The sequence below is a fragment of the Vreelandella halophytica genome (genome assembly GCF_968193635.1).
Genome location: NZ_OZ309107.1, coordinates 14,782 through 41,240, shown reverse-complemented (window position 1 = coordinate 41,240; position 26,459 = coordinate 14,782). Strand labels below are relative to the sequence as shown.

Here is a 26,459-nt window from a genome sequence, read left to right as displayed (position 1 = left end):
TCTCCTACGGCGCGCGGAAATCCAGCGCGCCTCGCTTGATGTGCAGTAAATCGCGGGTTATTGGGCCTTACGAGGCGAGCCGACGCTCGACGGCGTCCAGTAGCAAGCCTGCGATATCGGTCCCGCGCTGGTCGTCGATTTCGCGCACACAGGTAGGGCTTGTGACGTTGATCTCGGTAATGTAATCGCCGATGACGTCGAGGCCTACGAACATCAGGCCCTTTTCCTTGATGGCCGGCTTGACCTGGTCGATCAGCCAGTGGTCGCGCTCGGTGAGCTCGCGGGCTACGCCACGCCCACCGGCGGCCAGGTTGCCCCGGGTTTCACCGGCAGAGGGAATGCGCGCCAGCCCAAAAGGCACGGGCTCCCCATCCACCAGCAGAATGCGCGTGTCGCCATCCTTGATTTCGGGCAGGTAGCGCTGAGCCATGATCTGGCGCTGACCGCGCAGGGTGAGCTGCTCGATCACCGCGCCGATGTTGCGCCCGTCCGGGCCGATATGAAAAATGCCGGTACCGCCCATGCCATCCAGCGGCTTGAAGATCACATCGCCGTGCTCGGCATGAAACGCGCGCAGTACGTCATCGCGGCTGGCCACGATCGTCGGCGTGCAGCACTCGGGGAATTGCTGGGCGAAGAGCTTCTCGTTGCACTGCAAAAGCGCCTGGGTCGGATTGACGATCAGCACGCCTTCACGCTCGGCAAACCCGAGCAGATGCACCGCGTTGATGAACTCGGCGTCCACTGGTGGGTCCTTGCGCATCAAGACCGCATCGAGATCCGACAGCGGACGCGACTCGGTCTCGCCCAGATCGAACCAATGCGCCGGGTCGTGGTGCACGGTGAGCGCGCGCATGCGTGCGTAGGCTTTGCCCGCCTGCATGAAAAGATCGCCCTGCTCCATGTAGTAAAGGGTGTAGCCACGCGCCTGGGCAGCCCACAGCATGGCCAGGGTCGTGTCTTTTTTGTAGGCGATGTCGCTGATGGGGTCCATCACGACGCCAAGCTGCAGATTCGATTGACTCATCGGGGCACTATCCATTCATAAACGTAGGGAAGCAGTATGCCGCACTGGTGATACGGCTCCAACCTCAGGGCTCAAGTGCCGGGCACCAGGCGTATTGCATCCGGCGCAAGCGTGATCAGTTGCTGCTTGTAAAGCCGACCGATCGCCTGCTTGAAGGCGCTTTTACTGACCCCCAGGCGCGCCTTGATCGCGTGGGCGTCGCTTTTATCGCCCAGCGGCAGATAACCGCCGCTTTCGCGAAGCGCAACGAGAATTTTCTCGCCCACCACGTCCAGGCGCGCCGCCCCGGGCGGCAGCAACGAGATATTCACGCGGCCATCCTCACGGCGCTGCTTGACGTAGCCGGTGACCGATTGGCCACGGCGCAGAGGCTTGGTGATGTCGTCCTGATAGATCAGGCCCCAGTAGCGGTGATTGACCACCACTTTCAAGCCAAGATCGGTACGGTCGGCCACGATAATGGCGACTTCCTCGCCGTTTTCAAGGGGGGTGGCGTCGTCACTCAAAAAGCGGTCCAGCCGCATCGTCGCCACCGGGCGGCCCTGGTCGTCCTCGTAAAGCATCACCAGGACGCGCTTGCCGGGGTCGGGGCGAAAGCGCTGTTCGCTATAGGGCAGTAGCACGTCCTTGGGCGGGCCCCAGCGCAGAAACGCACCGGTATTATTGACAGCCGTTACCGTCAGGTAAGCCACTTCCCCTATTTGGGCGCTTGCATCGCTTGCCGACCTGGGGGTTGAGCGCGCGTCGTCAGCCATGAACAGCATCCTCGAAAAATGAGCCCTCATTATGGCGCCTGGCCCGCCCCCGGGCAAAGCCGCCGGAGTGTTTTTACCCAGGCGCGCTTGATTCAATGGCCTTAAGACAACCTGCTATGCTCAAAAAAGACACAACAAAAGGGCAGGAGAGGTGTATGCAAGGGTTCACGTTGTTGGATACGGTCGTATTGATCGGTTATATCGCGCTGATCGCCTGGATCGGCTCGCGCTTTGGCAAGGACCAGCACAGTCCCGAGGATTACTTTCTGGGTGGGCGCAAAATACCCAGCTGGGCCATCGGGCTTTCGGTCATGGCGACCCAGGCAAGCGCGATTACCTTTATCGGCGCGCCGGGCTGGGGGTTCGAAGGCGGTCTCGAACGGCTGGTCACCTTCATCAATGTGCCGCTTGCGATGATCGTGCTGATCCTGGTGTTCGTCCCGATCTTTCACCGCGCGGGGATTTACAGCATCTACGAGCTTCTGGAGCGCCGCTTCGGCCCGGGTACGCGTACGCTGACCGCGCTTTTGTTTTTGATCGCCCGCGGCCTTGCCACCGGCGTCGTGCTCTATGCCCCGGCGCTGGTGCTGGCGGTCGTCACCGGCTGGAGCGTGAACCTCACCATCATCATCATGGCGGTACTGGCCATCAGCTACACGGTGCTGGGCGGGATTAGCGCGGTGATCTGGACCGACGTCATCCAGATGTTCGTGCTCTGGCTCGGCGCGCTATTGAGCGTGATTTTTTTGGTCACGAGCCTCCCCGGCGGATGGAGCGATGTGTTTGCCTTCGGCGCGGACTCTGGCATGTTCAACGCCATCGACCTGTCGCTTGACCCAAGCGTCACCTACTCCCTCTGGGCGGGCCTTTTTGGCGGCTTCTTTCTCCACGTGGCGTACTTTGGCACCGACCAGAGTCAGATTCAGCGTGTGCTCTCGAGCCCTTCCGTGCCGGATGCCCAGCGTTCGCTGCTGATCGGCGGTTACCTGCTCATCCCGCAGATGCTGTTGTTTTTGTTCGTCGGCATCATCCTGGCCGCCTACTACCAACAAAACGGTTTGACCGCGCCGGAGAACCTCAACGAATTGCTGCCCCGCTACGTGGTCGAGACCTTCCCCTCCGGCATGGCGGGGCTGGTGATCGCCGGGGTGTTCGCCGCGGCGATGTCGAGTCTTGATTCAGCGCTCAACTCGCTCTCGGCGGTCACCGTGCGGGATTTCTACAGCCGCTATATAAAGCCCGATGCAAGCGATACCCACTACCTGAAAGCTTCCCGCTGGGCGACGGTCTTCTGGGGCTTTTACGCCACGCTCTTTGCGTTTTTCGCGGGTAATCTGGGCCCGGTCATCGAGGTGGTCAATCAGGTGGGCTCCTGGTTTTACGGGGCGCTTTTGGGCACGTTCCTGCTCGCGATTTTCAGCCACCGCAGCAACGGCCGGGGCGCCCTGGCAGGGCTCTGCACCGGCATGCTGGCGGTCTGGGCGACCACCGCCTTCATGGACATCTCCTGGCTTTACAACAACACCATCGGCGTGGCGGTGTCGGTCGGCGTGGGCTATTTGGTGAGCCTGACGAGCCCCGCGCCGCAAAGCGAGCAGCTCAGCGATGTCCTCATCGACGAGACCGCCCCGGACATGCAGGCGATCCTTGCCGCCCGGGCCAACAGCGCCCCGGAAGTGGGCTTCGAGGCACGCCTGACCCGGCGGCGCTGCCTGGGGCTCGCGGCATGGTTCGCTCTGATGCTGGCCCTGCTCGCCCTGCTCCAGGGATGGGCGAATGGATAAGCCTTTAACGCTTGCGCGGCGTATCGACTTCGACACCGCCCAAAAGCGCTTCAAACGCTTGGGCGCCCAGCGCTTCGAGCCCGTTTGGGTGCCGCTCTGGGCATTTGCCCTGGGCACAGCGCCCCAAACGCCCTGCGCGTGGCTGCTGGCAAGTCTCAGCCTGCGCCGACCGATGCTTTTAACCAGTGCCATGCTTGCCAGCCAACAAGCGCGCCCCGCCGGAGAACTGGCGCTCGAGGGCAGTGAAGCACCCGCCGCCGACACCGTCACCAGGCAGTGGTTTTGGGAGCGGATGGCCAACCCCAGGCGCTGGAAGGTGCAGCTACTGGAAGCCCCGCCCAAGCCGCTCTGGCTGCCCTGTTGGCTTGGCTACTCGAAGGGGCGCCAGCACCGCGTGATCGTGCTGAGCGCACTTTCCGGCGAAACCCTGCCGGTACTCAAACCCGTGATACTTGACGGGCTCGAACGGGCGGCACGGCAAAACCCGCGCGGTGAACCCGCTTTTGGAGAAAGAAAGGATGAAAAGCGAAAGTTGAGTCAGAAGGGGCGCATCATGTAAGTAAGCGCTTACATATCGCCAAAGTGGTGCTGAAGAAGGGTCAGCGCAACCACCGGGGCGGTTTCGGTGCGCAGCACCCGCGGCCCCAGGGTCAACGGTGTGAAGCCCAGGGCCTGGGCTGCGCTAATATCCTGCTCGGTCAACCCCCCCTCCGGGCCGATCAATAGCGCCGCTCTTTCGGGGCGCTCGATCGAATCGAAGCGGTTGCCGGTGGCCAGGTGCAGCATCAGCCTGAGCGGCTCATCCCGCGCGCCAAGCCAGGCCTCGAGCGCCATGGGCGGGTGCACCACCGGCACCGTCGCCCGCCCGCTTTGCTCGCAGGCGCTTTCGGCCACCGCTTGCCAATGGGCGTGCTTTTTGGCTTCGCGCTCGTCTTTCAAGCGTACATCGCCGCGCTGGGTATAAAGCGGGGTGATCGCCGCTACGCCCAGTTCCACGGCTTTCTGAATGGCGTAATCCATCCGGTCGCCCTTGGAGATCGCCTGGCCCAGGTGAACCGCCAAGGGCGACTCGCCTTCGCCCGACCACACGGTTTCGACCTGGGCGATGGTACGCTTGCGCCCGGCCTCGACGAGGCGCACGCCGGCCTCCTGGCCGTTACCGTCGAACAGCACCAGCGGCGCGCCTTCCCCCATGCGCAAAACCCGGGTGACGTGACGCGCTGGCCCTTCCGGTAGCTCCACCCGGGCACCGACGCTGAGCGCGGCGCTCACGTAGAGGCGCGGCATTTTACCGTGCTGAGCGTACCAGTCGGCTTTCATGGCGTTGTCCTGGGCGTGCGACTTAGTGGGTATTTTCGGTAGCGGCCGGGTCCTGCTGCGCTTCGCGCTTTTTGCGCTGGGCGTACATGGCCTCGAAGTTGACCGGCGCCAGCATCAGCGGCGGGAAACCGCCCCGGTTGACCAGGTTATCCACGCACTCGCGGGCGTAGGGGAACAGCAGGTTCGGGCAGAACGCACCGAGGGTCTGGTCGAGCTGCGCGCCTTCGATGCCGGCGATACGAAAAAGGCCTGCCTGCTCGACTTCGGCCAAAAACGAGGTCGTGCCGGTTTCACTGTCGTTGACCTGGGCGGTTACCTTCACCACGACTTCATACTGATTTTCGTCGATTTTGGTGCTGGTGGTGTTCAAATCCAGATTGACCTTGGGCTTGAACGACTGCTTGAAGACCGACGGCGAATTCGGCGCCTCGAAAGAGATGTCTTTAACGTAAATACGCTGCAGCGAGAATTTCAGCTGGGGCTTTTCGCCTTCGGCTGCGCCAGCGCCGGCTTGAGGGGCATTGTTGTCTTCCGCCATGGGAGTTCTCCTGATGATTTATACGTTTGAATGAGCTGCGCCGCGGCGCAAAAGGCTTACTTTTTCACCACCGGCAGGCCGTCGGCTTGCCACTGCGCCATGCCGCCCTTGAGCTTATTGGCGCGCTCGAAGCCCGCCTTGGCGAGCTTGGCTTGAACGGTGCCCGCGCTCTGGCCATGCTTGCACACCACGATGATGGGCTGGTCTTTCACTTTCTCCAGCTCCTTCATGCGGCTGTCCAGGCTGCTTTGGGGAATGTTGCGCGCACCGGCGATATGGCCGGCCTTGAACTCTTTACTCTCGCGCACATCCACCACTACCGCGTCTTCGCGGTTGATGAGCTGGGTGGCCTGCGAGGAACTCACGGCGTGCGTCGACGCATTGCGGGTTTCGTAGACGAGCCACGCCAGCAGCACCAGCAAAAATGCGCCCACCAGCAGGGGGTGGTTCATTACGAATTCGAACAGCTGATCGATCATCGCGAACACAATCTCTTGGTATATGCAAAAAAAGCGGCCAGGCCACTGTCAAACCCGACAAGTATACACGTCACGGACCGGTAAGCGCAGGTCATGACGCCTAACGACCGGCTGCGTTATGATGCCCCAAGCGGGCACGCGCCGCGACCCCCACCAAAAGGGCATGCTGGAAACGCCGCGCAAGCGCACCGCTTTCCAGCACGTCTTTATTATCGCAGGATGTTTTTACACCACGATCCGACATAACGAGGCTTCAATGGCTACATCGACCCCGCGCCCGGTGGCGCTGATCATTCTGGACGGCTACGGCCACAACCCCGATGCGGCGCACAACGCCGTGGCCGCCGCCAACACGCCGAACATGGACGCGCTCTGGTCATCGCGCCCCCACGCCTTCCTTCACACCGACGGCGAACACGTGGGCCTGCCCGAAGGGCAAATGGGCAACTCCGAGGTCGGCCACATGAACCTGGGCGCGGGGCGCGTGGTGTATCAGGATTTCACGCGGATCACCAAGGCGGTCAAGGAGGGCGAGCTCGAACACATCGCACCGCTTACCCGGCCCATCGACGAAGCGGTGGCCAACGGCCGTGCGGTGCATCTTTTAGGGCTTTTATCCCCCGGCGGCGTTCATAGCCACGAGGATCATTTTCTCGCCATGGCGGAGCTTGCTGCCAGCCGCGGTGCCAAACGCATCTACCTGCACGCCTTTCTCGACGGCCGCGACACCGCGCCAAAAAGCGCGCTGGCCTCGATCGAGCGCGCCAATGCCAAGCTTGCCGAGCTGGTCGGGGCGGACAACGGCTTCGTCGCCTCATTGATTGGGCGCTTTTACGCCATGGATCGCGACAACCGCTGGGAGCGCGTGGAAAAAGCCTACCGCCTGCTCACCGACGGTGAGGCCGAGCACACCGCGAAAAGCGCCGAGGCCCTGGTGGACGCCGCCTACGCGCGGGGTGAAACCGACGAGTTCGTCACGCCAAGCCAGGTACGCCCTGCTGATCACGGCGTGACCCTGGAAGACGGCGACGCGGCGATTTTCCTCAACTTCCGCTCCGATCGCGCCCGGGAGCTGACCCGCGCCTTCGTCGACGACGACTTCGACGGCTTCACCCGCCAGCGCCGCCCGGCCCTGGCCGACAAGGGCCTGGTGATGATGACCCAGTACGCCGCCGACATTCCGGCCCCGGCCGCCTTTCCGCCCACGGATTTGACCGATACCCTGGGGGAAGTGGTCGCCAAGCGGGGTTTGAGCCAGCTGCGCATCGCCGAAACCGAGAAGTACCCCCACGTGACGTTTTTCTTCTCCGGCGGCGAGGAGAACGAGTACGAAGGTGAAGAACGCATTCTGGTGCCCTCGCCGCGGGACGTGAAAACCTACGACGAAAAGCCCGAGATGAGCGCTTTCGAGATCACCGACAAGCTGGTCGAGGCGATCGACAGCCAGCGCTTCGATTTGATCGTGTGCAACTACGCCAACGGCGACATGGTCGGCCACACCGGCGACTTCGACGCTGCGATGAAAGCCATCGAAACCGTGGACACCTGCGTGGGCCGGGTGGTCGAGGCGATCGAGCGGGCCGGCGGGGCGTGTCTGATCACCGCCGATCACGGCAACGCCGAGCAGATGGTCCACCCGGAAACCGGCGCGCCGCAAACCGCCCATACCACCTTCCTGGTGCCTTTGATCTACGTGGGCGAGCGCCAGGCCGCGCTTAAAGAGGGTCGTCTTTGCGATCTAGCGCCGACGCTTTTGACCATGATGGAGCAAAGCGTGCCCGACGCCATGACCGGCAAGCCGCTGCTTACTTTTTCATCATGATGAAACGCCCCGCCCGCGCCCTGCGCCGCACGCTGCTGAGCGCCGGCGTTGTCCTGGCGCTCAGCGCCGGGGGCGCGGCGGGCCAGGACGAGCGCGCCGCCCGGGAGGAGCTCGACGCTTTGGGCCAGCAGATCGATTCGCTGGCCACGCAGCTAAGCGAAACCGACCAGGCCCGGGACAGCGCGACCCAGGCGCTGGCCACGGTGGAAACCGAGCTGGCCCAGACTCACCAGCGCCTGGACACCCTACAGGCCGAGCGACGCACCCTGGACGATGAAACCCAGGCCCTGCGCCGCCACCGGGACCGCCTTCAGGGCGAGCGCGCCGGCCAGGTAGCGGCGCTGGCCGAGCAGTTCGCCGCGCTCTACCGGCTGGGGCCGACGCCGCAGTTGAAGCTTCTGCTCAATCAGAGCGACCCGGCCCAGCTCGATCGCATGCAGGCCTACCTGAACCGCCTGACCCGGGCGCGCCAGCAAAAGCTCGACGATATTGCCCAGCTGGATAGCGCCCTGGCCGAGACCGAAAACGAGCTCGATGCGCGCCAGACACGGCTTGCAGCGCTGACCGATGAGCTCGAGGCGCAAAGCGAAAAGCTGGCCGAAACCAGCGCCGAACGCCAAAGTGTGGTGGCCACCCTGGACGACCGCTACGCCAGCGAAGCCGACCGCCTGGCGGATCTCAACCAGACCCGCGAAGAGGCCGAGGCGCAGCTTCGCCGCATTCAGGCGGAAATGGCGCAACTGGCCGAGGCGTCGCCGACCACCCACATCGGCCGTACCCAGGGCGATCTCCCCTGGCCGGTACAGGGGGCGATCAGCGCGGGCTTTCGCGGCCAGGACGGCGTTCACTACAACGGCATCGTCATAGAGGCCAGCGCCAATACGCCGGTCACCTCGGTCCACGCCGGGCGGGTCGTGTTCGCTGACTGGATGCGCGGCTTTGGCAACCTGTTGATCATCGACCACGGCGACCAGGTCATGACCCTCTACGCCCATATGCAGCAGTTCAGCGCCCGGCCGGGCCAACAGGTGAGCCGCGGCGACGAAATCGGCCGGGTGGGAAATAGTGGCGGCCAGAGCCGCGCCGCGCTTTACTTCGAAGTAAGAAACCGTGGCGAGCCAATTAATCCACAGCGTTGGATTGCGCGCCGCTGACGGGATAAGCTGACACGACTATACACGCGGCGTCCTTCGCGCCGCCCACTGCCTTGCGGAGTCTGCATGACGCGAACTGTTAACGAGGTAATGGCCCCCGCCAGGCGGCTAATAGTGACGCTGCTACCGCTGGCGCTGCTGGCCGCCCCGCTGCCGCTAACGGCCCAGGGCGTAAACGCGGCCGATCAAGACGAGCTGCCGCTGGAGGAGATCCAAACCTTCGCCGAGGTGTTCGAGCGTATCAAGCGCGGCTACGTCGAAGAGGTGGACGACGCCACGCTTTTGCGTAACGCCATGCGCGGGCTTTTGAGCGAGCTCGACCCCCACTCCGCCTACCTGGACGTGGACGAGTTCCAAAGCCTACGTGAATCCACCCAGGGCGAGTTCGGCGGGATCGGCATCGAGGTGGGCACCGAAGGCGGCCAACTGATGGTGATTACGCCGATCGACGATACCCCCGCCTCCCGGGCGGGGCTGCTCGCCCGAGATATCATTTTGACCATCGACGGTACGCCCACCGAGAGCCTGTCGCTGCAGGAAGCCGTCACGCTGATGCGCGGCGAGCCCGGAAGCCAGCTCAACCTGACGATTCTGCGCGCCGGGGAAGAGAGCCCGCGGGACATTAGCCTGGCCCGCGAGGTGATTCGCAGCGAAAGCGTCAAGCACGAGCTGCTGGAATCCGGCTACGGTTATCTGCGCATTAGCCAGTTTCAATCGCGCACGCCAGAACAGGCCGGCCAGGCACTCGAGCGCATGGGCCAAAACCAGCCGCTGGAGGGTTTGGTGCTCGACTTACGCAACAACCCCGGCGGCGTGCTGCAGGCCGCGGTGGGCGTGGCGGACCTTTTCCTGGACAACGGGCTGATCGTCTACACCGAAGGGCGTCTCGACAATACCGAGATGTCGTTTTCCGCCAACCCGCAGACCCCGGCTCGGGACATTCCGCTGGTGGTGCTGATCAACGGCGGCAGCGCCTCCGCCGCCGAAATCGTGGCCGGTGCGCTGCAGGATCAGCGCCGGGCGGTCATCATGGGCACCGAAAGCTTTGGTAAAGGCTCGGTACAGCAGATCATGCCGCTGGGTAACGGCGAGGGCTTGAAGCTTACGACCGCGCTCTACTACACCCCCAACGGGCGCTCCATTCAGGCCCAGGGGATCACGCCGGACGTAGACGTGGTGCGCGGGCGTCTCGAGGTCGCCGAAGGGCGCCGCGAAATTCGCGAAATCGACCTGGAGGGCCACCTGAACAACCAGGCCGGCGGCGCGCGCGAGCGCAGCGGGCTTTCCGAGCGGCTGCGCGACGACTACCAGCTCAGCGAAGCGCTCAATCTGCTCAAGGCCCTCAACGTGGTGGACCGCCGCCGCTAGGCCTTAAGCTTTGGCCTAGCGGCAGGTTTGCGGCAGGCGACCCCGTTCCCCGGTCGCCTGGCGCATGATCAACCGCTTGAGGGGCACCGCCTGGTTCATACCACTCAGCCCCAGGTTGCGCGCCAGCGTCAGCACCGGCAGGCGGCTGCCAAAAAGTCCCTTGAACCCCTTCATGAGCGCAAGCATAGCAGCGTTGTCCAAACGGCGGCGCCGCTCGAAACGCGAAAGCGTCGAAAGCTCGCCCCAGGGGGCGCCGCGCCGCCAGGCGTACACCACTTCTTCGGCAAGTACCGCGGCATCCATCAACCCCAGATTCACCCCCTGGCCCGCCAGCGGGTGAATCGTGTGGGCGGCGTCGCCCACCAGCGCGAAATGTGGCTGTACGTAGGTGTTGGCGTGGCGCTGAATGAGCGGGAAGCGGTAGGTGTGATCCAGCACCTCGACACCCCCCAGCCGGTGGCCAAACGATTCGCCAAGCGCCGCCCCCAGCGCCGCCCGGGAAAGCCCTTCCAGGGTGTCCGCGTGCTCGGCCGTGGTCGACCAGACGATCGAGCAGTAGCGTTCGTCGCCGTCGACCGTGAGCGGCAAAAAGGCCAGCGGCCGGCCATCGTTGAACACCTGGCGGGCGCAGCCGCCGTGCGGCTTTTCACAGCGCACGGTGGTCACGACCGCGTCCTGAGCCATGGATTCTTCGGTGGTCTCGATCCCGGCCAGTTCACGCAGCGCCGAGCGGGCGCCGTCGGCGGCGATCAAAAGCGGTGTTTGCAGCGTACGGCCATCCTCGAGCACCAGGTAGCGCCCCTGGGGCGTGGTTTGCAACGCCGTGACCTTAACGCCGTAAAAAAGGCTCAGCGCGGGCAGGCCTAACACCTGCTCGTTGAGCGCGGCCAGCGTGACGCTGTTCTCGACGATATGGCCCAGCACCGGCGTGCCGGCCTCATCGGCGGAAAAATCGATGCTGCCACTGCCCTCGCCGTCCCATACGTGCATATAGCGGTACGGGGTGACCCGCTTGGCGGCCATGGCGGGCCAGGCGCCCAGTTGGGTTAAAAGCCGCTGGGACACCGGGGTCAGCGCACTCACCCTGGGCGTCGGCGTTGTCACGTCGAGGGTTTTCAAATCGAGCGGCGCGGCGTTGGCCTCGACCAGTGCGGTGCGCATGCCGGCGCTGGCCAAAAGCCCCGCCAGGGCGGTGCCTACCATGCCCGCGCCAACGATGACCGCATCGAACGGCTCGCGGGTGTTGCGCGATGACGCCTGTTGGGTATGCATAACCTTCCTTGTCGTGAGTGGTAGAGGTGGGGCCGTGGATGACCGGCCGGTTTAGCGCTCGAGGCCCATGGCGCGACGCGCCAGGCTTCGCCTCAGCGGGCCGATGAGATTGAGACCGATCAACCCCGCAGCGCGGGCGTGGGGCAGCAGCGGAAACGAGGCGCCAAAAAGGCGCACGAGACTGTCACTAAAGCGGATCACGTTGGTGCGATCCCGGGCCCGGCTCTGCTCGAAGGCGAGCAGCGTATGCATATCACCCAGCCCCCGGCCCTGCTGCGTGCCCTGCTCGAGCGCTTCGACCAGGTCCATCACCGAGCGCAGCGCCAGGTTAAACCCCTGGCCCGCCACCGGGTGCAGCGCGTGGGCAGCGTTGCCCAGCACCGCAAGCCCCGGGCGAACCGGCTCCCTGGCGGTGACCAGAGACAGCGGGTAGCTAAAGCGCTTGCCCACTTTGGTAAAGCGGCCCACCCGGTCGCCAAAGGCGCGCTGTAGTTGATCCAAAAACGCCCCGTCATCGAGCGCCATGCGCGCGTGCTCGGCACCGTTTTCATGGGTCCAGATCAGTTCCATGGCCTGGTTGGGCAACGGCAGCAGCGCAATCGGCCCTTCGTCCGTAAAGCGCTCGAACGCCACACCGTGATGAGGCTCGCTAATGCCTACGTGGGTGATCAGCGCGGTCTGCTCGTAGGAGCGCCGCTGGCTTTCGATGCCCAGCTGCTCCTTGAGCCCGGACCGCCCGCCATCCGCCAGCACGGTCAACGCGGCGTGAAGCGTGTCGCCGGTCGAAAGCGTCAGCCGATGGCCACCGCCATCGGCGGCCATGGTGTCGACCTTCGCCGGGCAGTACCACTCGATGGGCAGCTCGCCCAGTTTTTGATGCAGCACCTGGCCCATCCAGGCATTGGGGATGACGTAGCCCAGGGCGTCGACGCCCAGCTCACCGGCATTGAGGCGCGTGGCGCCCAAACGGCCGCGCTCGCTGATATGAATACGCGAGATCGATGAGGCCTCCTGCCGCATCGCCGCCCACACGCCGAGCTCGCGAAAGCGCTGCGCGGAGCCGGCGGCGATGGCACTGGCCCGGGCGTCGAAACTCGGCTGCCAGGTGGGCGCCTGGTCCGGGGACGAAAGCGCAGTGGCTTCCACGATCGCCACGCTCAAACCATGACGCTCGATCAGCGGTGCCAGCGCGCAGCCAAGGCTTGCCCCCACCAGCCCGCCACCCACGATCACGATATCGTAAGCAGCCGTTTTTGAAGCTTTTTCAGACGCCTTCGTGGGCATTAAGCGGCCTCCTTAAGCCATTCGTAATTTCGTAACGTAAATTACATAAAGATATTTTCTGACGTTTTAATCTGGTTACTTATTCGCCATTAACGCTTCGATTTCAGCCACCTGCTTGGGCACGTCTGCGGTGAGCACCTCGCCGCCGGTTTCGCTCACCGCGACGTTATCCTCGATACGAATACCGATACCGCGATAGGCCGCCGGGATATCGTGGTCGTCGGGCACGTAAAGGCCAGGCTCGACGGTAACGACCATGCCCTGATCGAGCGGACGCGGCGTTTTTTCATCCAGCCGGTAGGTGCCGACATCGTGAACGTCCAGGCCCAGCCAGTGCGAGGTGGAGTGGAGATAGAAGCGCCGATAGCTTTCATCCTCGATGCGCGCCTGCACATCGCCTTCGAGAAGCCCGAGTTCGACCAGACCGCGGGTCAAATCCTCGACCACGTTGGCGTGGATAGCGGCCAGGGTGGCGCCGGGGACCACGGCGGCCACGGCGCGCTCCTGGGCCTTGAGCACGACCTCGTAAAGTGCGCGCTGCGCCTCGTTGAAGCGCCCGCTGACCGGGAAGGTACGGGTAATGTCGCCGGCGTACAGGTCGAACTCGGCGCCAGCGTCGATCAGCACCAGCGAATCGCGCGTAAGCTCGGCGCTGTTTTCAATATAGTGCAACACGCAAGCGTTGGCGCCACCGCCGACGATGGTGCTATAGGCCGGGCCGCTGCCACCCTGCCAGACGAACTCGTGCTCGAGCTCGGCCTGAAGCTGGTACTCGAAAAGCCCGGGCGTACAGGTGCGCATGGCCCGGCAATGGGCGCGGGCGGAAATCGCGCAGGCATGGCGCAATAGCGCAAGCTCCGCCGGGCTTTTGACCAGCCGCTGGGCGTGGATCAATTCGCGGCTATCGAGCCAGCCCTTGAGCGCGGGCAAACCCCGGCGCTTGCCCGCTTGTGCGAACGCCAGCGCCTCTTCGGCGATGGCGAGCGCTTCGGGCTGATCCAGCGGCGCGTAGAGCAGCGTGCGCCCTTCGAGCAGGCCGGCCAAACGCTCTTCGCGCTCGGCGTTCTCGAAAGCTTGATCGATATCGTGGTGCGCCACTACGCCGCTGGCGCCCAACCGGCGGCCGGTCCAGGCCTCCAGGGTAGCGTCGCGGTCCTGGCAGAACACCACGCTTTGCCCCGCCTCCCGGCCAGGCAGCAACAACAACAGCGCGTCGGGCTCGGTGATGCCGGTCAGATAATAAAAGTCGCTTTGCTGGCGAAAGGCGTACTCGCTGTCGTTGGAGCGGGTCGCAAGCGAAGCGCCGGGGACGATCACGGCGGCATCGTCGGGGATTTGCGCCATCAGCGCCGCGCGGCGGGCGCGGTATTCGTCGTTGGCGATCGCGGCGGGGCGCGCAAGCATCTCGGGTAACATCAAAACTCCTTGATCAGTGAACCGGGGCGTCGGTCTGCTCTACCTGGGGCTGGCCCGGGTGCTGCTCGGTGTAGAGCATCATCGCAGCCATACGCGCATGCTCGCTCAGCGCGAACAGATCGTTCTCGTTTTCTGGCGAGTCGTCGATGTCCGCATCGATCTGGCCAAAGTTCGATAGATCGTCGATCGCCTCGGCCAGCGGCTGCGACCAGCGCTTTTTGAGCGCCTCGTCGGCTACCTCGTCGATGACCTCCATAAAGCCTAGCGCCCACTCCTTGAGCGCCTGAGCCTGCTCGCCGAGGGAGAAAAGCTCGTCGGGCAAAAGCGGCGCGTAGTTCAAGTCGCTGGCGCTTAATGCCTCCAGAGTTTGCCGGCGCCAGCCAAGCAACCGCTCGGCACTTGGCTCGTCTTTGGGCTGCTCGACCCCCAGGCTCATACAAACTTCATCGAGCCAGGCCTCGGCGCTGACATCGCGAAGCGCCAGAAGCGCGCAAAGCCGCCCGTCGAGAAACGCGGGTGACTGCATGCTGCCGTGAAGAAGAAAGACGTCAGCCACGTCGGAAAAGTCCTGGCGCTGTTCAATGAGGGACATGGTGTTCTCGCTTTTACGCTTTAAAAAATGGGCAAGGGGCCGACATGAAACACCCCTGCGGGCGAGTGCGCGTTGACCCCGCGCAAGTGGCTCTCTTATAGTGAACGCCGACCTGCCTTCCTATACCGTGATGTTAACGCATTCGGGCCCTGACGTGCCCGTGCCGGAGCCTTCGATGAGTAACGCCAAGCGGCCAACCAAAGAAATCACCCTGCTGGGTCGCGGCTACATGATCGCCTGCGACACCGGCGAACAAGCCAAGCTTGAACGCGCCGCTCGCTACCTGGACCGCGCCATGCAGGGCATCCACAAGCAAAGCAGCGTGCTGGGCAGCGAGCGCATCGCCATCATGGCGGCGCTGAATATCACCCACGAGCTTCTCGAGGCGCTTGACGAACACAAAGCGGGCGAGGCGAGCCTGAACCGGCTGCACGACCGACTGGAGCGTGCCTTACAAGGTACCCGCCCGGCGGAGCAGCCCTAGGGCAAACCGTTAAGCCCGGGTCTATGGCATCGGGCCTGGCTCTGTTAAGATAAGCGGGTTCTCTGGAGTGTGCGCCAGTCGTTATAGTCCCTCGAGCCTATGCGATGTACCCAGGGGGCCAAATGCTAGCCAGACCCGTGTGCATGTCCGTGCGTCGGAAAGCCTGACGGTCTGGCTGCGGCCACCCACTCTGAACCAGTAGGTTCAGGGCCAGAATGACAGCGGCACTCTGGGGAACCCTATTTTGAACGACCACACCGTGATCGACGCCCAACGTTTTGATAAAAACGCCCTGCGCCGCGAACTTCGCCGCAGACGGCGTGGGTTGAGCGAAGCGCAGCAGCAAAAAGCGGCCACCGCGCTTTGTCAGCGTCTCCAACACCTTCCCGAACTTCAGCGCGCCAGCCGCGTAAGCCTCTATCTGCCCGTGGGCGGCGAAATCGACCCGACCCCGCTACTTGGCTGGTTGGCCAAGCGCCGCGTGCAGGTCTACCTGCCGGTGCTACGCCCGTTAAGCCACAACGCGCTCTGGTTCGTTCGCTTCGACGACGATACCCCCATGGTCGAGAACCGCTTCGGCATCCGCGAGCCCTGCACCCGTTTTGGCGCCAGGCGCCACAACCGGCTGCCCGCCTGGGCGCTGGATACGCTCATCGTGCCTTTGGTGGGCTTCGACGCCCAGGCCAACCGCATGGGCATGGGCGGCGGCTTCTACGACCGAACCCTCGCCTTCATGCGCCGCAAGGGCCCAAAGCCCAACCTGATCGGCGTGGCTCACGCCTGTCAGCAGGTGAACGAACTAGCCGTCGAGGCCTGGGATATCCCGTTGAACGCGGTGGTAAGCGATCGAGGGATCGCGCGGCGTAGCTAATGAACGAAAAAAAGAACGAAAAAAAGAACGAAAAAAAGGGCTGATAGAAATCAGCCCTTTTTTTAAGCGTGTGTGTCAGCGGTTGGTTGCGTCATACCCGGCGCTGACCTTGCCAGTGGCGATCAGCTCCCTGCCAATGCCTGGGCGTATCCGGTGGCCAGTACGCCTAGAAGAAAAACCACCGTTAACGCCATCACCACATCGGGCTTTTTACGCCGCATGCCTTGTCTCCAACGTCTTTATTCGTTGCCAATGCTTTAAAGCGCGCCATCTGGCTGTCGTATCAAAAGATGGCCCACTTGACTAATTTTCAAAGCCGACTATAGAGCCAAGAGCGGGCCGCTGACAATAGCTCAAAGAGCCCTTTTTAGCGCTTATTTAAACGTTTTAACACATTACAGACGCTTGCGTGCTCTGATACGCAAAGTTAGTAAATACTTACACCGCTAGGCCATGAAGAGCTTGTAGGCCGGGTTGTCACTCTCCTGCCAGTAGCGATAGCCAATGGCGTCCAGATACTCGGCCACGTGGGTGCGGTCGATGCTGGGCACCTGCATACCGACCAGCACGCGCCCGTAGGCGGCGCCGTGGTTGCGGTAGTGAAACAGCGAAATGTTCCAGTCGTGGGGCAGCTGGGTGAGAAAGTTCATCAGCGCACCGGGCCGCTCGGGGAACTCGAAACGGTAAAGCTCTTCCTCGAAACGCTCGCTGGGCCGTCCGCCGCTTAGGTGGCGAATGTGCAGCTTGGCAAGCTCGTTATCGGTGAGATCCTCGACCTGGTAGCCGCCCTCCGTCAGCCGGTCGATCACGGCCTGGCGGTCCTCCCCGCCGGGTTTGACCTGAACGCCGACGAAAATATGGGCGTCACTGTCATCGGCGTAGCGATAGCTGAACTCGGTGACCATGCGCCGACCAAGCGTACGGCAGAACTTCTTGAAACTGCCGGGCTTCTCTTCGATGGTGACCGCCAAAATCGCCTCGCGCTGTTCGCCGAGTTCGGTACGCTCGGCGATATGCTGCAACCGGTCGAAGTTGGTGTTGGCACCGGAATTGATGCACAAAAGCGTTTCGCCCTCGGCGCCGGTTTGCTGTACGTACTTCTTGAGCCCGGCCAAAGACAGCGCCCCGGAGGTTTCCGACACCGCCCGGGTGTCCTCGAAAATATCCTTCACCGCCGCGCAGATTTCGTCGGTATTGACCGTGATCACGCCGTCGATCAGGGTTTTGGCCAGGCTAAACGGCACCTCGCCGATCTGCGCCACCGCCACGCCTTCGGCGAAGGTGCCGACCTGGTCGAGCACCACGCGCTCCCCGGCCTCGAGCGCGGCCTTCAGGCACGCGCTGTCCTCGGCCTCGACGCCGATCACCTTGATGTCCGGGCGCAGATATTTCACGTAGGCGGCCACGCCGGCGATCAAACCGCCGCCGCCTACCGGCACGAAGATCGCATCCAACCGCCCGCTGTGCTGGCGCAGTATCTCGACGCCGATGGTGCCCTGGCCTGCCACCACGTCGATGTCGTCAAAAGGCGGGATGTAGGTGTAGCCGTGCTCCTCGATTAGCGTTTGGGCGTGGGCGGCGGCATCGGCGAAAGCGTCGCCCTTGAGCACCACACGGGCGCCGCGGGAGCGCACCCCCTGGACCTTGATCTCCGGGGTACTGCGCGGCATCACGATGGTCGCCTTCACGTTCATCAGTTTCGCCGCCATGGCCAGGCCCTGGGCGTGGTTGCCGGCGGAGGCGGCGACTACGCCTTTCGCCTTCTGCTCATCGGATAGCTGGGCCATCTTGTTGTAGGCGCCGCGAATCTTGAACGAGTACACCGGCTGCAGATCTTCACGCTTGATCAAAATCTGGTTGTTGAAGCGGCGCGACAAAAAGGGAGCGGGAGAGATAGGCGTTTCGCAGGCGGCCTCGTAGACGCGGGCCTGCAGAATCTTTTTGACGGTAGCTTCGAGCATGCGGATATCCAGATTGTGAAACGGCCCGGTCGGGCAGGAAAAGCCCTTATTGGTAGCAGATCGCGCCTAATGGCGTCCAGCGTTATACGCGCGCATCAACACGCAAGGCCAGAGGCGTTATACTGACGCCGCCCTTACACTGCCCCGGAGCCCCCTTATGACGCAGGACGAGCTAAAAGCCGCCGTTGCCGATGCCGCCATCGCCGAAATTACCCCGCACCTCGAGAAAGAGACCGTGCTGGGCATCGGCACCGGCTCGACGGCGAATCTGTTTATCGACCGCTTAAAGCCGCTTCGCGACCGTTTCAAAGGCGCCGTGGCGAGCTCGGATGCCTCTAAAGCGCGCCTCGAGGCGCTGGGCATCGAAGTATTCGAGCTCAACGATGTCGGTGACGTACCTTTTTACATCGATGGCGCTGACGAAGTGAACGCTCACTTTCATATGATCAAGGGCGGCGGTGCGGCGCTCACGCGTGAAAAGATCGTGGCCGCCTGCGCCAAGCGCTTTATCTGCATCGCCGATGGCTCCAAGCGCGTGGACACCCTCGGCGAGTTTCCGCTGCCGGTCGAGGTGATTCCCATGGCGCGCTCGTTCGTCGCGCGAGAGCTTACCAAGCTCGGTTTCGAGCCGGTCTACCGCCAGGGCGTGGTGACGGATAACGGCAACCAGATCATCGATTGCTTCGAGGTCCAAATCACGGACCCGGTCGAGATGGAAACACGCATCAACGCCATCGTCGGCGTGGTCACCAACGGCCTGTTCGCCGCCCGCGGCGCCGACGTGCTGCTACTCGGCACTAAAGAGGGCGTAAAGCGTAGCGAGCGCTAACTCAAAAGCTCATCGAGGCCGTCCAGGGTGCGTTTAAGCGCGCCCTGATTCGCCCGGATGACGGCTCTGCCCGCTTCGCCGCGTGCCCTGGCAGCGCCGGGGTCGGCGAACAGGATTTCGAGCGCCTCTGCCAGCGCCTCGAAGGTGGCGACCTGGGTGAGCGCGCCCGCCTCGAGTAGCGGCGCTGCCACGTCGTCGAAGTTCTCGAGCGACGGCCCGCAAAGCACCGGCAGGCCGAGCGCGGCGGGTTCGAGCACGTTGTGCCCGCCCAGCGCCACCAACGAGCCGCCCACGAACGCTATATCCCCCGCCGCGTACAGGGTGGCCAGTTCCCCCAGGGTATCGCCCAGATAAACCTCTACGTCGTCGGTCACGCCCGCCTGCGCACTTCGCCTGGCCGTTGTGAAGCCCTGGCGCTTGCAAAGCGTGGCGACCTCGTCAAAGCGCTGCGGGTGGCGGGGTACGAGGATTAAAAGTGCTTCTGGATAACGCTTTTGCAGCGCCTGATGGGCGCTTAGCAACAGCGCCTCTTCGCCGTCCCGGGTCGAGCCCGCCACCCACACCGGGCGCTGGCGCTCACCCAAAAGTAAGCGCTTACTCTCTTCCAACGCCCTTTCATCGATAGAAACATCAAACTTGAGCGAGCCCACCACGCTAGTGCGCCCGGGCATGCCCAGGGCGTGGAAACGCTCGGCATCGCCTGTGGATTTGGCGGCAAGCCAGGTGACGTTTGAAAGCGCGGCGGCCATCAAGGGTCGAATACGTTGGTAGCGCGCCAGCGCCTTTGCGGAGAGCCGCCCGTTGACCACGGCCACCGGCACGCCCTGCTTTTGGCAGGCGTGGAGCAGGTTGGGCCAGAGCTCGGTTTCGAACATCAAGGCAAGCGCCGGGCGTAGGCGGGCGACGAACCGCCGGGCGGCGCCGGGAAAGTCCAGCGGTAGAAAGCGGTGAGCCAGGCGCGCCTTGAGCGGCTCGGGCTGGGCGTCGATCAGCGTTTGGGCTTGCTTTGCGCCGGTGGCGGTCATGGTGGTGATCAAAAGCGTATGACGCGGGTAACGCGCCAGCAGCGCCTCGATCAGCGCGCGCGCGGCGCGCACTTCCCCCACGGAGGCGCAGTGCAGCCAAATGCGCGGCCCCGGGGGGAGCGCGCCAAGGCCCAGGCCAAGACGCTGGCGGCGCGGGTAAGTGGGCACTTGCTCACGCCAGACCCGCTTTAATATCAGCGGCGAGAGCGCATAGAGCGCCGCACAGTAGAGCCCCCTGGCAAGCCCGGGGCGCTTCATCAGCGCTCGCGCTCGAGGATGGTGTCGATCATGGCCGAGGTCGATACGCCGTCCTCGAAGCCGAGCACCTTCACTTCGCCGCCGTTTTCGAGCACGGCCGTGCTTCCGGCGATCTCCTCCGGGCGGTAATCGCCGCCCTTGACCAGAATATTGGGGAGCACGGTTTCGATCAGCGCCGCCGGGGTGTCCTCGCTAAAGGGCACGACCCAGTCCACCGCGCCGAGCCCCGCGAGCACCTGCATGCGCCGCTCGAGCGGGTTGATGGGCCGCTTGGCACCTTTCAGCCGGCGAATCGAAGCGTCGTCGTTGACCGCCACGATCAGCCGGTCGCCGAGGCGCCTGGCCTGCTCCAGGTAGCTTACGTGGCCCGCATGGAGGATATCGAAGCAGCCGTTGGTCATCACCACCCGCTCGCCGCGCTGGTTGGCGGCGCGCACCGCTTTGACCAACGCCTCGCACTCGGTCACGCCGAACTCGGCAGGCTTGTCGCCGTACTGGGCGCTGGAAAGCTCCTCCACGCTGAGCGTGGCGGTGCCGGGCTTGGCCACCACCAGCCCGGCCCCCAGGTTGGCGAGCATCATGGCATCCGGCAGCTCGCTACCGGCGGCCAGCGCCAACCCCATCAAAGCGATCACGGTGTCGCCGGCGCCGGTGACGTCGAACACTTCCTGGGCGCGGGTGGGCAGGTGAAGCGCGGGGTGCTCCTTGCGAATCAGCGTCATGCCTTTTTCGCTGCGGGTAATCAAAAGCGCATCGAGTTCGAGCTCGGCGCGTAATGCCTCACCGCGGCGCTCCAGGGCTTCGTCGCTTTCGCATACGCCCACCACCGCCTCGAATTCGGCCAGGTTGGGGGTAATCAAACTCGCCCCGCGGTAGCGGGTAAAGTCGGTGCCCTTGGGGTCAATCAAAACGCGCTTGCCGCGGGCCCTGGCCATGGCGATGAGTCGCTCGACCTGGTTGAGCGTGCCCTTGCCGTAGTCCGAAAGAATCATCACCTCGGCATCGCCAAGGGCACCGTCCACCTGGCCGAGCAGGTCGTCGGTCTCCACGCCGGCAAGCGACTGCTCGAAATCGAGCCGGATCAGCTGCTGGTTACGACTCATCACCCTTAACTTGGTAATCGTGGGGAGCCGCGGGCTCACCTGGAAGTGAGTGCTTACATTGGCGCTTGCCAACTGCTCTCTTAAAAGCGCGGCGTGTTCGTCGTCGCCCACTACGCCGGCAAGCGCGGTTTGCGCGCCGAGCGCGGCCACGTTGAGCGCCACGTTCGCCGCCCCGCCTGGCCGGTCGTCGGCCCCTTCCACGCGGACCACCGGAACCGGCGCTTCCGGGGAAATACGCGAGGTGTTGCCGTGCCAGTAGCGGTCGAGCATCACATCGCCCACCACCAGAACGCGGGCGTGCTGCAAAGTGGTTAAATCGACTTTCATCCAATGACCCCGTTGTGGTGGGTAGCAGTGTGCTCGAGCAGCGCGTCGAGCTTTTTGATCACCTCGTCGGTGCTGATCAGATCCATGGCGTCGGCGTGGCGTACCCGCTGCCCCCAACTGACCTCGTCCACCGATTTGTTCAGATAGGTACGCACCGCTTGCGGGTAGGCGTTGACGGCGAACTCTTTCCACAGATACGGCGCGGCGCGCTGGGGGTTGGTGGTGGCGTAAAGGCCAAGCGTCGGCGTGCCCAGGGCATTGCCCATGTGGGCCGGACCGGTATCCGGGGCGATCACCGCGCGGGCCTGGTCGATCAGCGCCAGTACGCCCTTGAGCGATGTACCGCCAATGGCGTTGACGACGCTGCCCTTCTTGCAAAGCGCTTCGATCGCATCGCCCATTTCACGCTCGGCGGCGCTGCCCCCGCCGGTGAGCACGCTTATAAGGCCGTGGTACTGGTAGGCGTGATCGATCACGCTGGCGTAGCCCTTGACCGACCAGTTGCGAAAGTTTCGAAGCCTTGCGTTGCTGCACGGGTTGATCACCAGGTACGGCGCCTGGCCTGCCAGCGCCTGGGCCTCCTCGTAAGCAGTCGAGGGAATCGCCAGATCCCACTCCAGCCGGTCGTCCTCCACGCCCAGCGCTCGTGCAAAGTCCATGAACGACTCGAGCACGTGGGGGTGGCGGCGCGGGGTAAGCTGGTGCTGGGTGAACCAGTGCTGGCAGTCCTTGGCGCGGGCCTTGTCATAGCCCAGCCGCACGTCGGCCTTGAGCCCGAGCGACAGCACGCTTGCGCGGATCGCCTGCTGCATGTGCAAGAGCACGTCGAAGCGGGTATCCGCGAGGGCGCGCCAAATATTGCGCATGCCCGCAAGGCCGGTCGCCTTGTCGAACACGATAAATTCGACCCCGGAAAGACCCGACAGTAAACTGTGCTCGCCCTTGCCGATGATCCAGGTGATGCGCGCCTCGGGCCACTGGCGCTGCAAGGCGCGCACCGTGGGTACGAGATTGCACACATCTCCCAGCGCCGAAAGGCGTAAAATGGCAATATGGCGAGGATTCTTGGGCAAAGAGGGCTTCATGCGCTTAGCGGCACTCCAGCAGAAAAATTGGCTGATTCTACACGATGTAGACAGTTTAAGTGACGACACCTCGCCACACCAACCTGGGCCCGCGCTCTTCGATGGCGACCAGTGGCGCCGCCAGGGCCATGTCGTGGGCGAGGCGCCGGGGCGCGGCAGTAGCCTGTTCCTTCGCGTCGGCGATGAGCAGTGGGTGCTGCGCCCGTACCGGCGCGGCGGGCTGATCGCCCGACTCAGCGAAAAGCGCTACCTGTGGCTCGGCGCCGAGCGCACCCGCGCCTTTCGCGAACTGCGCCTTACCGCCGCGCTTTATGACCAGGGCCTGCCGGTGCCCCGCCCCATCGCCGCTGGCGTCACCCGCAAGGGTGCAAGCTACGAAGCCGCGCTGATCACCCGGCGCATCCCCGGCGCCCGGGCGCTTGCTTCGCTTCTCGCCGAGAACACCGCCAGTGAGGCGCTACTGGAAAGCGTGGGCGCGATGATCAAGCGCTTTCACCTGGCCGGGCTCGACCACGTGGATCTCAACGCGCGCAATATACTGATCGACGCGCAGCATACGCCCTGGCTGATCGATTTGGACCGCTGTCGGCTACGCCCGCAAGGGCGCTGGCAGGCGAGTAACCTCGAGCGCCTTGCACGCTCGATGGCCAAATTCATGGCCTCTCCCGATACCGCCATGATGGCCATCGCCGCGGGCTATGACCACGATCAAGCCAGCGCGTCGTAGTAGCCCATGAGCTTTGTGACGTGGCGCTTGTTGCTGTAGTGCTGCTCGACGCGCTGCCTGGCCGCCGCGCCCATGGCCTTGCGGCGCGCCTCGTCGTCGATCAGCGCCGCCATGGCGTCGCGCCAACCATCGACATCGAAAGGATCGACCAGCACGCCCGAAGAAGGGTCGACCAGCTCGGGCAGCGAGCCGGTATTGGCGCCGATGATCGGCAACCCGCAGGCCATGGATTCGATGATCGTTAGACCAAACGCCTCGTTTTCCGACGGGATACACACCAGATCGAGCACCGGCAGAATCTCGGTCAAATCGCTGCGGTGGCCCAAAAAGCGGATTTTTTCGGCAAGCGGGGTGTTCTCGATCATCGCCTGGAGCTTTGCATAGAAATGCTCGGTGCCGCCGGAGGCGTAGTCGGTGCCGCCAATCGAAACGGCGAAAAACGCGCGCTCCGGGGGAAGCTTCAAAAGCGCCTGAACCCACACGTCCTGGCCCTTGCCCGGCGTTACTCGCCCGGGCAGGCCAATGGCCACCGCACCTTCGGGAATACCGAGCTCGGCGCGTTTGGCGCTGACCGCGCCGGGCGTTCGAGCCGGATGATACTTGTCGATATCCACGCCGTGGGGCAGGCAGATGATGCGCTCCCGCGCCAGCGGCAGGTTCTTGACGTTACGCGCGTGGGTGGCCTGGCTAATCGAGAGCACGCGGTCCACGCTTGCGTAGGCGAAGCGGTGGTAGGGGCTTTTCTTGGCCCGCTGGCCGCCGACGTGGTCGGTGTACAAAACGCGAATGCTCGGCAGCAAAAGCCTCAAAAGCGAGGTCAGGCGCAAGTCGCTCGATTTATGGCAGTGAATCACCCGCACGTTTTCGTCGATCAGCCAACGGCGAATGCGCAGCGCGCTTTTGAGCGCCTGCACGTTGCTCTCGAACGCCAAAAAGTTGACGCCATTGCGCTCGAAGTAGGTCTCGATTCGGGTCTCGCGCAGGCACAGTCCGATGACCTCGACCCCGGCCTCGAGAAGGTCCTCGATCACCCGGTCGACATAAAGCTCCATTCCTCCTTTGCCATCGGACATGCAAAGTTGTAGCACTTTCTTCGCCATCATCGCCCCGCTAAACGCGCCGTTAAACAAGTTCGTCGTTGTCTTGTAGTATACAGGCTGCAATTAACCGGGTATTCATCATGGCGCAGAAAGTGCTGGTCGTGCGTAACGACAAAATTGGCGATTTTATGCTGGCCTGGCCGGCCCTTGCCTGTCTCAAAAGCGCCACTCCCCAACCCCACGTCACCGTGCTGGTGCCTGCCTACACCCAGGCATTGGCCCAGGCTTGCCCCTGGGTGGACGAGGTCATTATCGACCCGGGCCCACAGGGCGACAAGAGCGCCCAAAAGGCGCTGCTCGAGGCCATCAAGGCCGCGCGTTTCGACGCCCTGCTGACACTTTTCTCCACTCCTCGCGTTGGCATACTGGGCTGGCGGGCGGGCATACCGCGGCGCCTGGCGCCGGCGACCAAGTGGGCGCAAATCTTCTACACCGACCGCATCACCCAGCGCCGCTCGCAATCGAAAAAACCCGAGTACCAGTACAACGTGGACCTGGCCTGCGCGCTTTTGGAAAAGCTCTCGCTCAAGCTGCCCCGCCTGCCCGCCCCGCCCTTCTGGCCACTGGACGACGCCCTACGCGAGCGCGAGCGCCAGGCGCTAGTGGGCCAGGAAAACGCTTTCGCGATCGTGGTGCATCCGGGCAGCGGCGGCTCGGCGGTGAACCTTACCACCGCGCAGTACGCCGCGCTGGTGCGCCAGGTGAATGAGCAAGTAGACGCCGCGCTTTGCTGGCGAGTGAGCGCCGGCCCCGGTGAAGAACCCCAGGCCCAGGCGCTGGTCGAAATGCTCGCCCTGGAAGACATTAGCGCCGCGCGCCTGGCGCCCAGCGAGAGCGTCAAGGCGTTTGCGCTACAGCTGGCCGGGGCCGACATGCTGATCGCCGGTTCCACCGGGCCGCTGCATATCGCCGGCTGTTTGAATATCGCCACCGCCGGGTTTTACCCGGCCAAACGCTCGGCCACGCCGCTTCGCTGGCAAACCTGCAACGCCGCCGATAAACGGCTGGCCTTTAGCCCGCCGGAAAACGCCGATAGCCAAGACATGGCCGCCATCGATATCGACGCGGCGGCTGCCGATATTTCAGCGCTTGTCCGCACCCGGCTGATGGCGCACCCATAGCGCGGCGTACTTGTTGAAGGTGGAGTGCGCGGAGAGAATAGCGAGTAGCAGCCCTTGGCGGCCGTCTAAAAAGCCTGCCTTGAGCAGGTACATCTTGATGAAGCAGCCCAGCCCATGCGCCACGCCCTGGCCGATGGAGGCTTTTTTGCCCAGGGCTGCGCGCTGCTCGGCCCAGGCATCGGCGTAGTGGGCGGATTTCTCCAGGTAGTGGCGCACGTCGCGGTAGGTGTAGTGCAGTAGATCGCCGCTTAGCGGCTCGACGCTGAGCGCCTCGGGCACGACGAGTTTTTCGTGCACGAGTGCCGCGTTATAGGCGGCCTGGCCTTTGGGGTAAAGGCGCAAAACCCGGTCCGGGTACCAGCCACTGTGGCGGATGAAACGGCCAAAGCACCAGGAGAGCCGACTCAGGGCGTACACCGCCGGCGGCGCCTTGACGGCGTTTTCGATGCTTTCGCGAAGCTCATCGGTGACGCGCTCGTCGGCGTCTATCATCAGGATCCAGTCGCCTTGCGCCAACGCCTCGGCGCGCTGACGTTGAACGCCAAAGCCTTGCCAGTCGGCGTTCACGTTGACATTGTCGGTGAACTCCCGGGCGATGGCGCACGTCTCATCAAGGCTTCCGGCGTCGAGAACGACGATCTCATCGGCCCAGGCCAGGGTTTCGAGGCAAGCGCGAAGGTGGTGCGCTTCGTTTTTGACGATCAGTACAGCGGAAATGGCCACAGGTCACCTTTGCCAGGTACGGGGTGTTAATCGT

Annotated in this window: 25 protein-coding genes and 1 other RNA gene; 11 read left to right on the top strand and 15 right to left on the bottom strand. The window is 63.7% G+C overall.

The window, feature by feature from the left end; all coding sequences use genetic code 11:
• Nucleotides 1-67 precede the first annotated feature (67 nt).
• Both gshB and ACWHXT_RS00180 read right to left on the bottom strand, forming a co-directional pair.
• Nucleotides 68-1,027, bottom strand: a complete 960-nt coding sequence (gshB, locus tag ACWHXT_RS00185; RefSeq protein WP_447927568.1) for a glutathione synthase — start codon at nt 1,025-1,027, stop codon at nt 68-70.
• A gap of 71 nt (nt 1,028-1,098) precedes the next feature.
• On the bottom strand, nt 1,099-1,782 hold the full coding sequence (locus ACWHXT_RS00180) for a CvfB family protein (protein WP_447894794.1): 684 nt from the start codon (nt 1,780-1,782) through the stop codon (nt 1,099-1,101).
• Between the two features lie 155 nt (nt 1,783-1,937).
• Between ACWHXT_RS00180 and ACWHXT_RS00175 the strand changes: the two genes are divergently transcribed.
• The gene (locus ACWHXT_RS00175; RefSeq protein WP_447956834.1) at nt 1,938-3,566 is read left to right on the top strand and encodes a sodium:solute symporter; all 1,629 of its coding nucleotides are present in this window, start codon (nt 1,938-1,940) and stop codon (nt 3,564-3,566) included.
• Nucleotides 3,559-4,125, top strand: a complete 567-nt coding sequence (locus ACWHXT_RS00170; RefSeq protein ID WP_447956833.1) for a hypothetical protein — start codon at nt 3,559-3,561, stop codon at nt 4,123-4,125. Before ACWHXT_RS00175 ends, ACWHXT_RS00170 begins: the two co-directional genes overlap by 8 nt.
• Before the next feature lie 8 nt (nt 4,126-4,133).
• Here ACWHXT_RS00170 and ACWHXT_RS00165 read toward each other — a convergent pair whose 3' ends face one another.
• The 3 genes from ACWHXT_RS00165 to ACWHXT_RS00155 are packed head-to-tail and all read right to left on the bottom strand — an operon-like array spanning nt 4,134 to nt 5,903.
• On the bottom strand, nt 4,134-4,886 hold the full coding sequence (locus ACWHXT_RS00165; RefSeq protein ID WP_447956832.1) for a 16S rRNA (uracil(1498)-N(3))-methyltransferase: 753 nt from the start codon (nt 4,884-4,886) through the stop codon (nt 4,134-4,136).
• 22 nt (nt 4,887-4,908) lie between these two features.
• The gene (gene secB, locus ACWHXT_RS00160; RefSeq protein ID WP_447927564.1) at nt 4,909-5,424 is read right to left on the bottom strand and encodes a protein-export chaperone SecB; all 516 of its coding nucleotides are present in this window, start codon (nt 5,422-5,424) and stop codon (nt 4,909-4,911) included.
• Nucleotides 5,425-5,480: 56 nt separating this feature from the next.
• Nucleotides 5,481-5,903: a rhodanese-like domain-containing protein gene (locus ACWHXT_RS00155; RefSeq protein WP_447927563.1), complete on the bottom strand. Its 423-nt coding sequence runs from the start codon at nt 5,901-5,903 to the stop codon at nt 5,481-5,483.
• 256 nt (nt 5,904-6,159) lie between these two features.
• Here ACWHXT_RS00155 and gpmI point away from each other — a divergent pair, with 256 nt between their 5' ends.
• The 3 genes from gpmI (at nt 6,160) to ACWHXT_RS00140 (ending at nt 10,247) form a co-directional block, all read left to right on the top strand.
• Entirely contained in the window at nt 6,160-7,725 is a 1,566-nt protein-coding gene (gpmI, locus tag ACWHXT_RS00150) for a 2,3-bisphosphoglycerate-independent phosphoglycerate mutase (RefSeq protein WP_447956831.1), read from the top strand.
• Nucleotides 7,722-8,879, top strand: a complete 1,158-nt coding sequence (locus ACWHXT_RS00145) for a murein hydrolase activator EnvC family protein (RefSeq protein ID WP_447956830.1) — start codon at nt 7,722-7,724, stop codon at nt 8,877-8,879. Before gpmI ends, ACWHXT_RS00145 begins: the two co-directional genes overlap by 4 nt.
• Before the next feature lie 66 nt (nt 8,880-8,945).
• Nucleotides 8,946-10,247 (top strand): S41 family peptidase, encoded by a 1,302-nt coding sequence (locus ACWHXT_RS00140; RefSeq protein ID WP_447956829.1) that lies wholly within the window; start codon nt 8,946-8,948, stop codon nt 10,245-10,247.
• 15 nt (nt 10,248-10,262) lie between these two features.
• Here the strand turns inward: ACWHXT_RS00140 and ACWHXT_RS00135 are convergent, their stop codons facing one another.
• The 4 genes from ACWHXT_RS00135 to ACWHXT_RS00120 form a co-directional block, all read right to left on the bottom strand.
• Entirely contained in the window at nt 10,263-11,519 is a 1,257-nt protein-coding gene (locus ACWHXT_RS00135; RefSeq protein WP_447956828.1) for a UbiH/UbiF/VisC/COQ6 family ubiquinone biosynthesis hydroxylase, read from the bottom strand.
• A 51-nt stretch (nt 11,520-11,570) separates the two neighbouring features.
• Nucleotides 11,571-12,803 carry a 2-octaprenyl-6-methoxyphenyl hydroxylase gene (gene ubiH, locus ACWHXT_RS00130; RefSeq protein WP_447956827.1) on the bottom strand — a complete coding sequence of 411 codons (1,233 nt, stop codon included), beginning with the start codon at nt 12,801-12,803 and terminating at the stop codon, nt 11,571-11,573.
• 75 nt (nt 12,804-12,878) lie between these two features.
• Nucleotides 12,879-14,219: a Xaa-Pro aminopeptidase gene (pepP, locus tag ACWHXT_RS00125; RefSeq protein WP_447956826.1), complete on the bottom strand. Its 1,341-nt coding sequence runs from the start codon at nt 14,217-14,219 to the stop codon at nt 12,879-12,881.
• A gap of 13 nt (nt 14,220-14,232) precedes the next feature.
• Nucleotides 14,233-14,811 carry a UPF0149 family protein gene (locus tag ACWHXT_RS00120; RefSeq protein WP_447927556.1) on the bottom strand — a complete coding sequence of 193 codons (579 nt, stop codon included), beginning with the start codon at nt 14,809-14,811 and terminating at the stop codon, nt 14,233-14,235.
• A gap of 175 nt (nt 14,812-14,986) precedes the next feature.
• On the opposite strand from ACWHXT_RS00120, the gene ACWHXT_RS00115 reads away from it, so the two are divergent.
• From ACWHXT_RS00115 to ACWHXT_RS00105, 3 genes are all read left to right on the top strand, one after another.
• A complete protein-coding gene (locus ACWHXT_RS00115) occupies nt 14,987-15,295 on the top strand; it encodes a cell division protein ZapA (RefSeq protein ID WP_447527283.1) in 309 nt (102 codons plus the stop codon).
• Between the two features lie 56 nt (nt 15,296-15,351).
• Nucleotides 15,352-15,535: non-coding RNA, 6S RNA (gene ssrS / locus ACWHXT_RS00110), on the top strand.
• Between the two features lie 4 nt (nt 15,536-15,539).
• Nucleotides 15,540-16,166, top strand: a complete 627-nt coding sequence (locus tag ACWHXT_RS00105) for a 5-formyltetrahydrofolate cyclo-ligase (RefSeq protein WP_447956825.1) — start codon at nt 15,540-15,542, stop codon at nt 16,164-16,166.
• Between the two features lie 446 nt (nt 16,167-16,612).
• On the opposite strand, the gene ilvA is transcribed toward ACWHXT_RS00105, so the two are convergent.
• The gene (gene ilvA / locus ACWHXT_RS00100) at nt 16,613-18,127 is read right to left on the bottom strand and encodes a threonine ammonia-lyase, biosynthetic (protein WP_447927554.1); all 1,515 of its coding nucleotides are present in this window, start codon (nt 18,125-18,127) and stop codon (nt 16,613-16,615) included.
• Nucleotides 18,128-18,284: 157 nt separating this feature from the next.
• On the opposite strand from ilvA, the gene rpiA reads away from it, so the two are divergent.
• Nucleotides 18,285-18,956 (top strand): ribose-5-phosphate isomerase RpiA, encoded by a 672-nt coding sequence (rpiA, locus tag ACWHXT_RS00095; RefSeq protein ID WP_447927553.1) that lies wholly within the window; start codon nt 18,285-18,287, stop codon nt 18,954-18,956.
• Here the strand turns inward: rpiA and waaA are convergent.
• The 3 genes from waaA to ACWHXT_RS00080 are packed head-to-tail and all read right to left on the bottom strand — an operon-like array spanning nt 18,953 to nt 22,754.
• Nucleotides 18,953-20,239, bottom strand: coding sequence for a lipid IV(A) 3-deoxy-D-manno-octulosonic acid transferase (gene waaA / locus ACWHXT_RS00090; protein WP_447956824.1), 1,287 nt, complete (start codon nt 20,237-20,239; stop codon nt 18,953-18,955). The two genes, rpiA and waaA, sit on opposite strands and share 4 nt — an antisense overlap.
• Nucleotides 20,239-21,669 carry a bifunctional D-glycero-beta-D-manno-heptose-7-phosphate kinase/D-glycero-beta-D-manno-heptose 1-phosphate adenylyltransferase HldE gene (gene hldE / locus ACWHXT_RS00085; protein ID WP_447956823.1) on the bottom strand — a complete coding sequence of 477 codons (1,431 nt, stop codon included), beginning with the start codon at nt 21,667-21,669 and terminating at the stop codon, nt 20,239-20,241. The genes waaA and hldE overlap by 1 nt, the downstream gene beginning before the upstream one ends.
• Entirely contained in the window at nt 21,666-22,754 is a 1,089-nt protein-coding gene (locus ACWHXT_RS00080; protein WP_447956822.1) for a glycosyltransferase family 9 protein, read from the bottom strand. The genes hldE and ACWHXT_RS00080 overlap by 4 nt, the downstream gene beginning before the upstream one ends.
• On the opposite strand from ACWHXT_RS00080, the gene ACWHXT_RS00075 reads away from it, so the two are divergent.
• The gene (locus ACWHXT_RS00075; protein WP_447956821.1) at nt 22,753-23,481 is read left to right on the top strand and encodes a 3-deoxy-D-manno-octulosonic acid kinase; all 729 of its coding nucleotides are present in this window, start codon (nt 22,753-22,755) and stop codon (nt 23,479-23,481) included. The two genes, ACWHXT_RS00080 and ACWHXT_RS00075, sit on opposite strands and share 2 nt — an antisense overlap.
• Here ACWHXT_RS00075 and ACWHXT_RS00070 read toward each other — a convergent pair.
• Entirely contained in the window at nt 23,463-24,554 is a 1,092-nt protein-coding gene (locus ACWHXT_RS00070; RefSeq protein WP_447956820.1) for a glycosyltransferase family 4 protein, read from the bottom strand. The genes ACWHXT_RS00075 and ACWHXT_RS00070 overlap by 19 nt on opposite strands.
• Nucleotides 24,555-24,661: 107 nt before the next feature.
• Here ACWHXT_RS00070 and ACWHXT_RS00065 point away from each other — a divergent pair, with 107 nt between their 5' ends.
• Complete coding sequence (locus tag ACWHXT_RS00065) at nt 24,662-25,702, top strand: glycosyltransferase family 9 protein (protein ID WP_447956819.1); 1,041 nt, start codon at nt 24,662-24,664, stop codon at nt 25,700-25,702.
• Here the strand turns inward: ACWHXT_RS00065 and ACWHXT_RS00060 are convergent.
• A complete protein-coding gene (locus ACWHXT_RS00060) occupies nt 25,664-26,425 on the bottom strand; it encodes a glycosyltransferase family 2 protein (protein WP_447956818.1) in 762 nt (253 codons plus the stop codon). The genes ACWHXT_RS00065 and ACWHXT_RS00060 overlap by 39 nt on opposite strands.
• Nucleotides 26,426-26,459: the final 34 nt, after the last annotated feature.